The organism is Anaplasma ovis str. Haibei, assembly GCF_002214625.1.
Classification (GTDB): Bacteria; Pseudomonadota; Alphaproteobacteria; order Rickettsiales; family Anaplasmataceae; genus Anaplasma; species Anaplasma ovis.
In genome coordinates this window covers 870,975-884,484 of record NZ_CP015994.1, presented here as the reverse complement: position 1 = coordinate 884,484, position 13,510 = coordinate 870,975, and the positions used below count along the sequence as shown (strand labels likewise).

Below are 13,510 nucleotides of genomic sequence, written 5' to 3'. Positions count from 1 at the left end.
TCACCCCTCTATCTTTTCCATAATAATATTGTTATTAGTGTACACACAGATCTCCGAGGCTACAGCCATTGCCGCGGTGGCTATGTATTCTAGAGTCATATCCAGAGAAAGCTCATCTCTTGCAGCGCACAGTGCCCTGGCTGCAGACAAGGCGAAATTCCCACCAGACCCTATGGCCGCAATTCCGTTTTCTGGTTCAAGCACGTCTCCCCCGCCGGAAATTATTAAAGATACAGACTTATCTGCGACTATCATCATAGCTTCTAACCTTCGCAAATATTTATCCCTTCGCCAATCCTTTGCCAGTTCCACGCACGCACGCATCAACTGGCTGGGGTGCTTCTCTAACTTAGCTTCCAACCTTTCAAACAAAGTAAATGCATCAGCCGTTGCGCCTGCAAACCCAGTGATTACACTATCACCGGCGAGGCGCTTTATCTTCCTAGCGGAGGTTTTCATTATTGCGCTGCCCATAGAAACCTGCCCGTCGCCTGCGATAATCACGCTGCCACCCTGCCTTATGCATAATATGGTGGTCCCGTACATTGTGTAGCTGTCTCTATGGTTCATAACCAAACTCCCTGCGACCCACCACTTACTGGTGAGAAATAAGAACGGTACCGATTCAAGCAAACACCTACCATAAGCTCAGTTACATTGCACCAATCGATACTCAATGCTCACGATTATGCACCCTCACTTCACTGAAATCCAGCGAAGATTTTGCGGGGAATCTTCATGAGGCGGCACGCTGTGAAACTGAAGATGGGTTACAGTTACTCTTGCAACAAATTACAGCGAACATTAGCACGCAGGTAGACCCGACAATACACAAATTTTGTCGCATATAACTTTTAATATTGTTGTGGGAGGACAAAAATGTGATACACTCGCGACGTGAGCGCGGGCTTTTGATGTCGCTTACGGTTCCGCGCCATTCCCGAGTCCATTAAGATTCCTGGTGTTGTTCGGGTGTGTACTCAATTTTGCGTGAACCAGCTGTGGTTTGTGTTGTGTGCTTCCTCTGCTGGTGGCCCGGGGTGTGTGTTTTCGCTATCGCACATGGCTGGAGGGGGCGTTTTTTGCGTAATTTGGCATAAAAATGTACTTGTGCGGTAAGGAGTTATGGTATAGATTCCAAGCTCGGGGTTCATCCGAAAATTTCCCTGATGGGAGGTGGTTTTGTGCGTTGGCTTGCTGTGCCTGAGAGGTTGTGGTGTGATGTGGCAGCTCCTGCATAGGGCGTTGCTAGCGCGGATTTTCAGTGAAGCGTGATGAAAGCCTGGTGTGCTTCAGCGCTTGTGCTCAAGTTTGGTATTCCTGGAATCTGGGGGTAGCGCGCTGTCTTCGGAATAAATAATTAGTTGTACTTGTTGGGTTTAGTGAAGAGAATTTTATGTCAGAAGGTGTCATGGAAAAGGAAGAGTCGATAGTGAAAGATGGTGTGGCAGAAAGCCTCCCCAAAGAGGGGAGGGTACTGGACCTGTGTGAACTAAAGCAGAAGAGCACGGAGGAGCTGCTAGTGACGGCGGAGGAGCTGGGAGTAGTCAGCAACGGTAGGATGCTGAAGCAGGAGATAATTTTCCAGCTAATGAAACGAGTTATCAGCGAAGGAGGGATAGCAGTAGGCGGCGGTGTGGTAGAGACACTACCTGATGGGTTTGGGTTTCTGAGGTCAGCCGAGGCTAACTATGCAGCAAGTAGTGATGATATCTACATATCTGCGGGTCAGATCAAGAAGTTCAATTTAAGGACGGGAGACATAGTAAGTGGCGAGATCAGAGCACCTGGGGAGAAGGAGAGATACTTCACGCTGGTGAAGGCATATAGCATAAACTACACGGAGATAGGGAAGCTACAGAGGTATGTACACTTTGATGATCTGATACCACTATACCCCGAGGAGAGGATTTTGCTAGAGTGCAAGGAAGGTTTTGGGGGAGAGAAGAAAGACATCAGCATGCGCGCGGTAGACATCATAGCCCCACTAGGCAAGGGCCAGCGTGCACTGATTGTGGCACCACCCAGAGTGGGCAAGACGGTGATTTTGCAGCAGATTGCACACTCCATTGCCATGAATCACCCCAACATGGAGTTGATTGTTCTACTAATAGGAGAGAGGCCGGAAGAAGTTACAGACATGCTGAGGTCAGTGAAGGGGGAGGTAGTGAGCTCCACATTTGATGAGCCAGCATACAGGCACGTACAATTGGCTGAGATAGTAATTGAGCGAGCTAAGAGGATGGTAGAGCACAAGAAGGAGGTTGTGATACTACTAGACTCAATCACGAGATTGGCCCGTGCATACAATGAGGTTATGCCATCATCCGGTAAGGTACTCACAGGTGGGGTAGACTCCAACGCGCTACAGAGGCCCAAGAGGTTTTTTGGGGCCGCAAGGAACATTGAGAATGGGGGTTCACTGACCATCATTGCCACAGCATTGATTGAAACGGGTTCAAAGATGGATGAAGTGATTTTTGAGGAGTTCAAGGGTACGGGTAACTGTGAGATAATTCTAGACAGGAAGATAGCGGATAAGAGGATTTACCCTGCGATTGACATTTCCAAGTCTGGAACCCGGAAGGAAGACATGCTGATTGAGAGTGCGTTTTTGAAGAAGGTATGGCTACTTAGAAGGTTACTATCAGCAATGGGGCCAGTTGAAGCCATGGAGTTTCTGCGAGACAAGCTCAGCATAGCCAAGGATAACAACGACTTTTTTGAGATGATGAACAGCTAGGGTACTGTTCCCGAACTCTATACCACACATAGGGGTACTCCAGTCGAAGTGGTATGAGTTGAACTCACTGGTATCGCTAGCATTCTTGCTGAGAGGGAACAGGCCCCTAGCTCCCTCCACTTCTTCTATGATTTTCAAATTCTTGACGCCATTGAAGGTGGGGTTGTAGTCAAGGCCTATGTAGAAGTTTTTACCAGCATTCCCTGCGGGTCTATTCGCCAATCTTTGTGGATGAGATTTACTTTTCTCAGCAGCCCCCACAGGTACACTGTGGAATACACTCCATGTTGATACTCCAGCAACTAGTAAGAATCTAAGCAACATCACCACTCTCCCAAAACCTCTCAATTAGCTAGTCCCAGTCTGCCCTCCACCCTTACACTCAAACTTACTGGCATCACCAATCTCACTACCTAGCCCAGCAGCACACTTGACCTTGGCCTCATTTAGGAACCTCATCTTCCCAATCTCCAAGGCCTCAGTTCCCAGTCCTACCTACACCCTCACAGCCCTAGAGGGGAGCATTGGGTATAGCATTGGAGGAGCAAGGGTTGAAGTAGAAGTAGGGTATGAGAGGTTTGTCATCAAGGGAGGTAAGAAGTCTAATGAGGATACAGCTTCAGTATTCTTATTAGGAAAGGAGTTAGCATATGATACAGCAAGAGGTCAGGTAGACCGTCTTACTAATGCTTTAGGTAAGATGACCAAGAGTGAAGCTAAGAAGTGGGGTACTGCAGTAGAGGGTGCTACTGGTGGTGATGCACTGAGTAGGAAAGTGTGTGGTACCGCTAACAGTGGCAGTGGCACCAACAAGTGTGGTACCGCCGATAGCCAGAGCACCAATGGCAAGCTCAGTACTGCATTCAATGCTGATGCAGATGCAACACTGCTCTCTGCTGCAGGTGACACCATCAGTACGTCAGGGATGGCTACAAATATTAATGGTCTGACAAAAGACGAAAAGGCCATAGTTGCAGGGGCCTTCGCTCGTGCTGTTGAGGGGGCTGAGGAGATAGGTAGGTGGGATAAGGACTTAGGCTCTGGAGATTGGAAGATAAGTGTCAGTGGCTCCAACCGTGTTGGTATGACTCAGTGCTGTGGGTAAGTAGGTGAGGTGCCAGTAGAAGTTAGGGGTTGAGGTTCCTGAGTGAGACCAAGGTCGAGTATGTTGCAGGGCACCGCCTGCTATGCTACCGCTATTTGCTTGCTTGGTGGCGCCAGTGGGTCTGTGTACAGCTTCTGCTGCTGTGCAGGTAATGCCAAGAACTTCAAGTATGTTGATTATGGCAGAGCCCGCCTTGGTGAAAGGGTCAGGAGATAGGTGCCGCAGGAAACTTAAACTGTGGTTGGAGGCTGAGGATTTATGTAGGATTAGGGACTGAGGCTTTGGAGACGGTGCTGGAGGTAGTGCAGGACTTCAACTGTGTTGATGGTGGTAATGCTGGACTTGGTGGTGGAGGTAGTGCAGAACTTCAACTGTGTTGATGGTATGCCATGTTGGGTACTAAGTAGAGTTGGGAGATGAGGTTCCTGGGTGAGACCAAGGTCGAGTATGTTGCAGGGCACCGCCTGCTATGCTACCGCTATTTGCTTGCTTGGTGGCGCCAGTGGGTCTGTGTACAGCTTCTGCTGCTGTGCAGGTAATGCCAAGAACTTCAAGTATGTTGATTATGGCAGAGCCCGCCTTGGTGAAAGGGTCAGGAGATAGGTGCCGCAGGAAACTTAAACTGTGGTTGGAGGCTGAGGATTTATGTAGGATTAGGGACTGAGGCTTTGGAGACGGTGCTGGAGGTAGTGCAGGACTTCAACTGTGTTGATGGTGGTAATGCTGGACTTGGTGGTGGAGGTAGTGCAGAACTTCAACTGTGTTGATGGTGGTAATGCTGGACTTGGTGGTGGAGGTAGTGCAGAACTTCAACTGTGTTGATGGTATGCCACATTGGGTACTAAGTAGAGTTGGGAGATGAGGTTCCTGGGTGTTGGCCAGTAGAGTTGTAGATGGGGTGCGAGTGATGCCAAGAACTTCAACTGTGTTGATGGTATGCCACATTGGGTAAGCAAGGGTTAGGGATTGAGTGTAAGGATAGTGGCGCAATGAAGGGGCCATATCACCCGCAATGGCGCGGTGGGCTGGTATTATGCGTCACACATTGAGACGGGATTTCACGGGGGCGGAGAGTATTTCAGCAGCTGCCTGGCGCACGCCTAGCTGTCCATGAAGCATGCGGGCTATTGCGGAACATATGGGTAGCTCTAGATTAAGTGCTCTACCCATATTTACCATGGCTGTAACGCTTTCAACCCCCTCGACCAACATGGGCTTTTGCTGACCAGGCATACCTGCACGACCCGCTTTTCCTACAGATGAGCCAAAAGACATGTTACGTGAACCCGGTGCGGTGCATGTTAGCACTAGGTCGCCCAAGCATGAAAGACCAATTAGAGTTTCCGTGGTGGCGCCCCCTGCTTTTGCTTCGCACACCGCTTTTATTTCTGACATACCCTGTACCATGACAATTGCAGACGCGTTGTGTCCCAAACCCATTCCGGCAATTACGCCCGACGCTATGGCTATGATGTTTTTCATTACAGCACCAACCTGTACCCCCATTAGGTCGCCACTATGTACTACGGCAAGGGCAGGCCCGCTTAGTTGCGATGCCAAGATTTCTGCTGCAGCAGAGTCATCACCTGCGAGAACCATAGCGCAGGGTAGTCCGGACGCAAGTTCTCTGGCGAGTGCGGGGCCGGATAGGACAAAGATGGGGTTCTGTGGAAACATTTCCGTTACTACCTCACTCGGGAATTTTAGCGAGGAATTTTCTATCCCTTTACTGCACACCAGCAGTGGCACCCCAGCCGCTAGCACATTAGCCTTTGTTACAGTGTTGCACAGACTGCGCAACTCCTGCGCTGGAACACACATCAAAACAGCCGATAGGCCATCTGTGGCCGGGCCCATGTCGGAATGTACCGACACCTCCTTGGGCACTTTGAACCCCGGCAAGTACACAGAATTCTCCCCATGTGTGCGTAGAGACTCCACAACCTGCTCGTTTCGACTCCAGACATGTACTCTTGTACCTGCGTTGCATAGTGCAATGGATAATGCGGTGCCAAATGCTCCAGCTCCAAGAATTGTGACCTGCACTTCGATTCTCAAAAACACACGCCCAGCATGGTATAGCCTAGCATGCCATTTATCAACATAAAAAACGTGCGGCGGCGGATAGATCAGGGTTTGAGGAATAAACGATCCAAACCTAGCAAGCAGGAACTATCCAGTAACCTACCTGTGAAAATTGTGGTGCACAAAGTGGGGCCTACTACGCCTTCATGGGTCATTTCCTGCTGGTACCGGTCTGTATATGTGGTTAGGTATATTGGGAGTGAATAAAAGGTCGCAAACGGATTCTCTAGAAATTTCACGTGTAAGAAAAACTATACCACGGGTTATGTATGAGATAGCATTTTACCTCATAGGGAGCGGGGCTTGGCATGGGTTCGGAGGATTTGCTGTCCGCAATCAACAATTGGTTGTGTTGGCTGCGAGAGGAGAGGAGGTATTCTCCCAATACTGTTGCCGCTTACGAAAGAGATATCATGGATTTTTATCGGTCTGTCCGTGGCGAGCCCTGCGAGCGCACTGTGAGCTTGAAAGAGGTTCAAGAGTTGCGCTCAGCGGAGTTTAGAAGCTGGCTGGCTGACAGATTCAAGCAAGGGAAGCAGTCTTCATCAAACGCCAGGGCCATTTCCGTTGTGAGAAGCTTTTTTCGTTATTTGCACCACAAGTGTGGCATGAAAAGCTCTGTTGCCTTCAATATCTCCAAGCCTATTGTGCGCAGGAGCTTGCCTAAGGTTTTGGAGGAGTCACAAATACGCAAGGTCATGGAAGAGCCAGAAGATCTGCATTGGACGCACAGACGAGACTTGGCCGTATCAGCACTGTTATACGGCTGTGGCCTCAGAATAAGCGAGGCGGTGAATATAAAGTTTTGTGATCTGAGGCAAGATGAATTACGCGTGCTGGGCAAAGGATCTAAAGAAAGAGTAATTCCCATTTTGCCGTGGGTCAGGCGCATTATTGATGACTACGTGGCGAGCCATCCACACCGACAAGTGCATTGCGCATCCAGCACCGAGTATGTTTTTGTTGGGCTACGAGGTGGCAAATTGTCTAGAACTTACTTTGCACACAGAATGAAGGTGCTGCGCAGGCGCATCGGGCTTCCTGAGACGACCACCCCTCACACGCTTCGGCACAGTTTTGCCACTCACCTATTTTTGGAGGGTGCGGATATTAGAGTGGTGCAAGAGTTGCTTGGACACGCAAGCCTCGCCACTACGCAGGTTTATACCCATTTGGATTACAACAGCGTGATAGAAAATTACCGAGGATTTCACCCCCAAACCACAAAGAAAAACGACCTAACTTAGGACTACTCCGTGGCATTCGCGCTGCACCACGCTTCCAACTGTGTATGCATCCTCACCAATTTTCTCTAGTGTTTTCAACACTTCGCCCGCCGCATCTGCGGAGGCTATTAGCACCATACCAATGCCGCAATTGAAGGTTTCGAACATCTCTGCCGGAGCTATTTTGGCTTCTTCTTCCAACCACGAGAATATACCATGTTGTTCCCATGTGCCTAGCCGAATGTTTGCTGCCAGATGCTCCGGTAACACTCTGGGTATGTTATGAACCAACCCCCCACCTGTAATGTGGGCTACAGCCTTTACCATGTGTAACACTTGCAATACCGGCCGCACGTATATCTTCGTTGGCTCGAGCAACACGCTTGCCCAGGTGGCGCTGTCTGCAAAGGGGCACGGGCTATTATAAGCAATATTACAATTCTGCAGGACATTTCTTACCAGCGAAAAGCCGTTGGAGTGCAAGCCTGAAGAGGCAAGACCGATAATTACATCTCCTGTGTTAATCTGATCAGTACGTGGTAATATCTCGCTTTTTTCAACTATTCCGACGGCAAACCCTGCCAAGTCGTAACACCCAGCTGGATACATGCCAGGCATCTCTGCGGTCTCTCCGCCGATGAGCGCGGTATCTGCGCGCCTGCACCCCTCTGCAATCCCTGAGATCACCTCTAATGCCGTACCATAATCAAGGCTGCCAGTGGAAAAATAATCCAAGAAAAACATGGGTGTTGCACCTTGTGCGAGGATATCATTGACGCACATGGCCACGAGATCTATGCCTATGGATTTGTGGTTTTTTGCCCGCTGCGCAATAAGTAACTTGGTGCCCACGCCATCTGTGGAAGAAACCAACACCGGAGAGCTGTATTTTTTGTTATTACCGGGGGAGAAGGGATCGTACAACGCACCGAAGCTGCCTATGTCTGAAATTGTGCCGCGGTTCGCGGTGGATGACGCTATAGGCTTTATCGCCTCTACGAGCTTGCTAGCCAAGCCGATATCCACGCCGGAATCTGAGTACCTGCTCATAAACTCGAATACCCCCATCCCGATAGGGTAGCACCAGATGTGACAAACCGATACAAAAATATTTATTGATTAACTTCTATGCTGCTATAGAATACACGCTACTTTACGTGAGACTTCGGGGTCTGTACTAGATGGGTGCTGATGATGAGCAGAGTGTTGGAGTCCTGACCAACATGGAAGTGCTCTCCGCCAGGTTGTTGCACGACCTAGCCGGTTCTGTGGGTGCTATGGTGAGCTACGTTGAATGCCTGGTTGAGGATCCTGAGTCTGAAGGTACGCTTCATTCGCTGGAAGAGGCATCGGAGGAGATCATAGCAAGGTTTAGGTTGCTACGCCAGGCGTACAGCTCGTCAGAAGACAATTCCAGTTTTGATAAAACCCAGAGTAACATTAGACAATACCTGCAGAAGCGGGGTGTTGCCCAGCTGCTTTGGGAGGTCAAGGCACAATTTACTGATGCAGAGTTGGTGGAGAGAGTCAACAGATTGTTGGCGCACATTGCGCTGCTATCTGTGATGCTAATGGTGCGGGGCGAGGAGATCGCTGTTTCTGTTGTTGATACTGCCGAGGAAGGAAGCGTGCAGTTGAGAGTAAAACTCAAGGCTGACGAAGTTGCAATGCATAGGGACATAGAACAAGTGCTTGTCTACAGGGATATAGACGCGTGTAAGCTGAATACGAGAAATATCCAGGCCTATTTTATGTCATTATTGTTGGTGAGGTATGGCGCAACCTTTCGTTATGACGACTATGACGCAACTATGGAGATAACGCTGTTCCACTAAGCTGCCCAATGTGCCGGAAGTCTGCTTGCTGAGTATCAGAACGCGCTTCTGGCGTAACCTACGCATATACAGCGTGCACAGCCCCGGGCCAACCGCGGCCGCATTTTGCGTGTGCACTATAGTCAATAGCTTATTTACTGCAAGCAACGTACACTTCAAGCCTGTTACCATATTCTCCAGAGCCCCGCAGCCTAGCGCATACGTAGGGTGCATGACCGTTTTTGAATAGCTGCTTCCACCGCGGCATTACATGACCAGCTTAACAGACTGCGTTTCTTTCTGTGCTGCAAGCAACGTACGCTTCAAGCCTGTTACCATATTCTCCAGATTAGAGCCCTGCATCTGAGCATATGCGGCTGAGGCTGTAGCTGGAGGTGAACAACGAGATGACAGCTTGTTGCAGACGCTTCCATGAACTCTTGAAACCGCAGAGTAAGCACTGGCATTGTCGCATCCCAAAAGCATGAAAACAAACTTACGCTCTCCGAAATACCCCGAAATGTCTGTGTACCTGATGTTTTCACTTATTGTGTCGGAAAGCGTTCTGTCTAGCATCTCCACAAGACTGCTACCGCTACTATGCGCTGTCGGATCTGCGGCGATCATACATATAACCGCATTAACCCCGCTGCTATTTACGAAATCCAACACCACACCTATCTCAGTCGCCGTGGACGCCTCGTCCATTATGCCGAATGACTCATGCATGGTGTAGCGCGAATTCTCTGGCAGCTTGCTTGCCCTGAATGCATCCAGCTTTTGGGACAGGCTTGTATCGCGTATCAGAATTTCGTAATTCAAGATCCCCCGGCTAGACGTCGTCCGGAAGATTTTCGGCCGCACAGAAACCGGCTGCAGCTTGCTGTTTAGCAACGTGAACCCGCGGATTTTTGAAACGACCTCGGAGAGGTCAGTGCCGTCATCTGTGAATTCCAGATAGCTGCTGACTATGTCTTTCGTTCTGGGATCTAATATGGAATATAGCGAAGTGCCGACTACGGACTGTGTGTCATCAAAACCCAGAAGCGCCAAGGCGCGCTCGTTGATGCCGGAAATTGACACGCTCCGCGCGTCATTATCCTGCCTTACCGAAATAACCAGATCATCCGCTCTTCGAGCTATGACAGAGTCTTCCATGTTCCATCCAGCCGCGATTGAAGATCAACAAATGCTCCACCACAGTGCGGGGCGACTATAGAATATCTTCAGAGTGTTACCAATGCGTTAACCATTACAGCTGCCCGATAACATGCAAGACCGTTGGGAAAGACCACCACGATGAGAACCACGTGCCATGTACCGAGCACAGGGCTGCAGATGCGAACGCACGGCAGACATCCACACTCGGCTGCTCTTCCGGCCGGAAGAGCAGAGCGGGCAGTCAAACACTGCTAAGTCCCAGCGTATTGGGCCGATTCTTGGCCCCCGTGGCTCCAAAGCTCCTCCAGGCGATAGTATGACCGCACTTCCGGCCTGAATATGTGTACTATAACGCCCCGCATGCTTATGACTACCCAATTGCCGTCACGCAACCCTTCTATAAGCACCTTTCCAGATTCAGATACTTTCTTCTTTACGTGCTCAACCAGAGATTTAATATGCGTTGAAGAATTACCAGACGCTACGATCATGTGTTCGGCCAACTGGCATCTATCCGCAACATTGAGGACGACTATGTCACTGGCGCTATGTTCGTCAAGGACGGCAACTACGGAATCTTTTAGCTCGTCATACCCTGACACTGGGCAACCTCCAAACAATTTATTTACGCATTATACCACATTGTAATTCTACCCGCACAAAAGCAACACGCACACGCGGATTTATTACCACAAACTTGTACCTGTGCATCGCTCCTGTGGTCGGTCGACAAATGATCAATGGAGTATTTCTGTGCTTTTTACTATCATGATGCTGCCAAATGAGGAGGCTATATGAGGGCATTTTTCATTTTCACGCTGTGCTCTGCACTTATGCTGTCTCCGGATGCATTGTGTATGCGAGTATTCAGGGATAGCGAAGTGGAAAATGTTATGAAAAAAATCAGCGCTCCTCTGTTCGCTGCAGCAAACGTTGACCCTAGTTCTGTGAAGGTTTTTGTGGTTGATGATTACTCTATCAACGCGTACGTCTCCTCAGACGGCGATATCTTCGTACACAAAGGGCTGATACTTTTCTCGAAAGACCCTAGCGTGATTGCGGGTGTAATCGCGCACGAGATCGGCCACATGTCCCAAAATCATATCACGAAAAGGGGTAGTGAAGCACGTAGTGGTGCAGTGGCTGAGGGGATAGGGTATGTTTTAGGTATGATAACCTCCTTGGCCGTGGATCCTAGAGTGGGAGAGGCTATAATGTTGGGTAGTAGCACAATCCACCATAGGAGGTTTTTGGCCTACAGTAGGGCACAAGAAGAGGTGGCTGATCAACGTGCTCTGGAGTATCTTGACGCCGCAGGCTACACCAGCGACGGCCTGGTAAAGGTTTTGAAGCATTTTAGCCAGAAAGAATCTCATCTAGTGGAGGCTGAGAAAGATGAGTACCTATCGACCCACCCGGTTAGCAGACACCGCTTGGCAAAGGTTAACAGCTATTCGAGGAGTAACGCGGTCAAGGGCTTTTCTGATGATGACATAACCAGCTTTGAGCGCGTGGTGGAAAAGACAGAGGCGTTTTTGACGCCTGTGCAATTGCTTGAACGTGGCACGCTATCTCCATACATGAAGTCTATACTAAACTACAGAAAGGCCAACACGAGTGATGCCCTCAAGGAGTTGGGGCTCCTAATCGAAGCGACGCCGTCCGACCCATATTTGTATGAAATGCGTGCCCATATTTTTTACAAACTTGGCCAGATAGAAGCGTCTGTATCAGACTACAAAACCGCGCTCAGTCTGCTTCCTGAAGATTCTATGATAAAACTTGAACTAGCCCAAGCGCTGATGTTAAAAGACCCACACGAGACGCTCAAGTATTTGGAGCAAGTGTCTTACCAGGAAAAGGAAAACCCATTAGTCTGGAAAAATCTCGCCATAGTATATGGCAGGACGGGCAATGTTGGCATGTCCTACTTTGCAATGGCTAACAGATTCTTCGTTGAGGGCGACAACAAAAAATTCGCAAAATATGCTGCGCTGTCAAAAATGTACCTAGAAAATGGCAGTGTACAGCTGCGAGTTATAGAAGATATGGAAGAGACACGCAAAGTGCGGTGACACGTTTTCTATTGTTGAGTAAGCATGTCAATAATTCTTTGTTTACTATAATGAGTTAAGTTGTGCGCGGTACATACTATGTGTTAGGGTTGTTGTGTTTGAAGTGCGGCAAAAATCCAGATTTTGTAGTATAGTTGCTTGTGTGCTGCTATCTTCGTGTTTGGTCAACGAGCATGCACATGTTAGGGCTGCGAAGGTTGTGTATGAGCCCCCTGCCAGTGCGGAAGGTAGGGCGTGTGTAGCGAAGTGCGCTTACACAAAGAACGACTGTTACAGAAAATGTCAGGATAAGCTCCAAGAGTGCGAAGCACGGGAATCTAAGAACAGCGCCTCTCGATACGTAGGTGGCATTATAGACATGCTTGATGGCTTTATCAGGAGGCAAGAAGAGCGTGACAGGATAAGTTCTTGCGAAGCAAGAAAAAGTGCATGCACCTCAAATTGTGGTTCAGACACCTTTTGCTCCTTCAGGTGTGAATCTCAGTATAGATGCACAGGTGGCTCCTTCAGAATTGGCATAGGCAGGCCTTCCTCCTTTATAAATAAGAGGGATGCTTGCAGCACTAAGCGCTGTGATGCACTCTGTAAAAGCGACTACGATATATGCTACGTGGATGAATGCGGTGGTAGTGTCTACACAGAAAAACAAGCACCCAAGAAGCGGCCAGGTGAAGGTGAAAAGTAGTTCTTTCTCAATGGCCAGGTTGTCCTACAAGGGCGATACGCCGCGGTGACAGTGCCTGTGTTATTTGAAGCTATGTGCAATTTGGGGGATTATACTTTTTAACCACGTCTACTTCCCGCATTGATGACAGAATAGTTTCTAGTGTGATTTTAAGCACAGTATGGGGGAACCTAGCACAGACATCACACGCTGGTACGAGGACAAAATCTCTCTTATGCATCTCTTTGTGTGGAATTGTAAGGGTGTCACTCTGCATTGACAAACTATCGTATAGGAGGATGTCCACGTCTATGGGCCTTGGACCCCAAGTTCCAGTGTTGCTTCTTCCCAAGGTATACTCAACATGCTTTATGCACTCCAGCAGCCCTTCTGGGGGCAAACTGACGTAGCCATGTATTACCATGTTCAGATATGGCATATCCCACCAAGTGGGTGCCCCGTCCGGCAGCAGGGCCCTAGTTTCGTATATGTACGAACAACGCCAGTTGTAGATGGGAAGCAATCTGACAGCGGCCTTCAGGTTGTTTACTCTTGATCCAACATTGCTACCCAGTGCCAGCACCACCACGTCTACATTTCCTAGTGTTTAGCCAGAGCATACGCGGCATTGTTGCAT

General features: G+C 49.1%; 13 protein-coding genes. 6 read left to right on the top strand and 7 right to left on the bottom strand.

Annotated features, from left to right (window positions below; genetic code table 11):
- Positions 1 to 570 (bottom strand): ATP-dependent protease subunit HslV, encoded by a 570-nt coding sequence (gene hslV / locus AOV_RS03700; protein WP_075139185.1) that lies wholly within the window; start codon positions 568 to 570, stop codon positions 1 to 3.
- An 841-nt stretch (positions 571 to 1,411) separates the two neighbouring features.
- Here hslV and rho point away from each other — a divergent pair.
- Complete coding sequence (gene rho, locus AOV_RS03690) at positions 1,412 to 2,743, top strand: transcription termination factor Rho (RefSeq protein WP_233497241.1); 1,332 nt, start codon at positions 1,412 to 1,414, stop codon at positions 2,741 to 2,743.
- On the opposite strand, the gene AOV_RS03685 is transcribed toward rho, so the two are convergent.
- On the bottom strand, positions 2,648 to 3,067 hold the full coding sequence (locus AOV_RS03685; RefSeq protein WP_117374356.1) for a P44/Msp2 family outer membrane protein: 420 nt from the start codon (positions 3,065 to 3,067) through the stop codon (positions 2,648 to 2,650). The genes rho and AOV_RS03685 overlap by 96 nt on opposite strands.
- A gap of 106 nt (positions 3,068 to 3,173) precedes the next feature.
- Here AOV_RS03685 and AOV_RS03680 point away from each other — a divergent pair, with 106 nt between their 5' ends.
- Positions 3,174 to 3,848 carry a P44/Msp2 family outer membrane protein gene (locus tag AOV_RS03680; RefSeq protein ID WP_275542896.1) on the top strand — a complete coding sequence of 225 codons (675 nt, stop codon included), beginning with the start codon at positions 3,174 to 3,176 and terminating at the stop codon, positions 3,846 to 3,848.
- A gap of 1,038 nt (positions 3,849 to 4,886) precedes the next feature.
- Here the strand turns inward: AOV_RS03680 and AOV_RS03665 are convergent.
- Positions 4,887 to 5,912: an NAD(P)H-dependent glycerol-3-phosphate dehydrogenase gene (locus tag AOV_RS03665; RefSeq protein ID WP_233497114.1), complete on the bottom strand. Its 1,026-nt coding sequence runs from the start codon at positions 5,910 to 5,912 to the stop codon at positions 4,887 to 4,889.
- 329 nt (positions 5,913 to 6,241) lie between these two features.
- Here AOV_RS03665 and AOV_RS03660 point away from each other — a divergent pair, with 329 nt between their 5' ends.
- Positions 6,242 to 7,180, top strand: a complete 939-nt coding sequence (locus AOV_RS03660) for a tyrosine recombinase XerC (protein ID WP_075139182.1) — start codon at positions 6,242 to 6,244, stop codon at positions 7,178 to 7,180.
- Here the strand turns inward: AOV_RS03660 and purM are convergent.
- Positions 7,172 to 8,209 carry a phosphoribosylformylglycinamidine cyclo-ligase gene (gene purM, locus AOV_RS03655; protein WP_075139518.1) on the bottom strand — a complete coding sequence of 346 codons (1,038 nt, stop codon included), beginning with the start codon at positions 8,207 to 8,209 and terminating at the stop codon, positions 7,172 to 7,174. The genes AOV_RS03660 and purM overlap by 9 nt on opposite strands.
- A gap of 131 nt (positions 8,210 to 8,340) precedes the next feature.
- On the opposite strand from purM, the gene AOV_RS03650 reads away from it, so the two are divergent.
- On the top strand, positions 8,341 to 8,994 hold the full coding sequence (locus AOV_RS03650; RefSeq protein WP_075139181.1) for a histidine phosphotransferase family protein: 654 nt from the start codon (positions 8,341 to 8,343) through the stop codon (positions 8,992 to 8,994).
- A 246-nt stretch (positions 8,995 to 9,240) separates the two neighbouring features.
- On the opposite strand, the gene AOV_RS03645 is transcribed toward AOV_RS03650, so the two are convergent.
- Both AOV_RS03645 and rsfS read right to left on the bottom strand, forming a co-directional pair.
- A complete protein-coding gene (locus AOV_RS03645; RefSeq protein ID WP_075139180.1) occupies positions 9,241 to 10,131 on the bottom strand; it encodes a hypothetical protein in 891 nt (296 codons plus the stop codon).
- Positions 10,132 to 10,385: 254 nt separating this feature from the next.
- Entirely contained in the window at positions 10,386 to 10,736 is a 351-nt protein-coding gene (gene rsfS, locus AOV_RS03640) for a ribosome silencing factor (RefSeq protein WP_075139179.1), read from the bottom strand.
- A gap of 192 nt (positions 10,737 to 10,928) precedes the next feature.
- Between rsfS and AOV_RS03635 the strand changes: the two genes are divergently transcribed.
- Together AOV_RS03635 and AOV_RS03630 are read left to right on the top strand one after the other, a co-directional pair.
- The gene (locus tag AOV_RS03635; protein WP_075139178.1) at positions 10,929 to 12,209 is read left to right on the top strand and encodes a M48 family metalloprotease; all 1,281 of its coding nucleotides are present in this window, start codon (positions 10,929 to 10,931) and stop codon (positions 12,207 to 12,209) included.
- Between the two features lie 94 nt (positions 12,210 to 12,303).
- Positions 12,304 to 12,894 (top strand): hypothetical protein, encoded by a 591-nt coding sequence (locus AOV_RS03630; RefSeq protein WP_075139177.1) that lies wholly within the window; start codon positions 12,304 to 12,306, stop codon positions 12,892 to 12,894.
- 70 nt (positions 12,895 to 12,964) lie between these two features.
- On the opposite strand, the gene folK is transcribed toward AOV_RS03630, so the two are convergent.
- Positions 12,965 to 13,456 (bottom strand): 2-amino-4-hydroxy-6-hydroxymethyldihydropteridine diphosphokinase, encoded by a 492-nt coding sequence (gene folK, locus AOV_RS03625; protein WP_233497112.1) that lies wholly within the window; start codon positions 13,454 to 13,456, stop codon positions 12,965 to 12,967.
- Positions 13,457 to 13,510 lie beyond the last annotated feature (54 nt).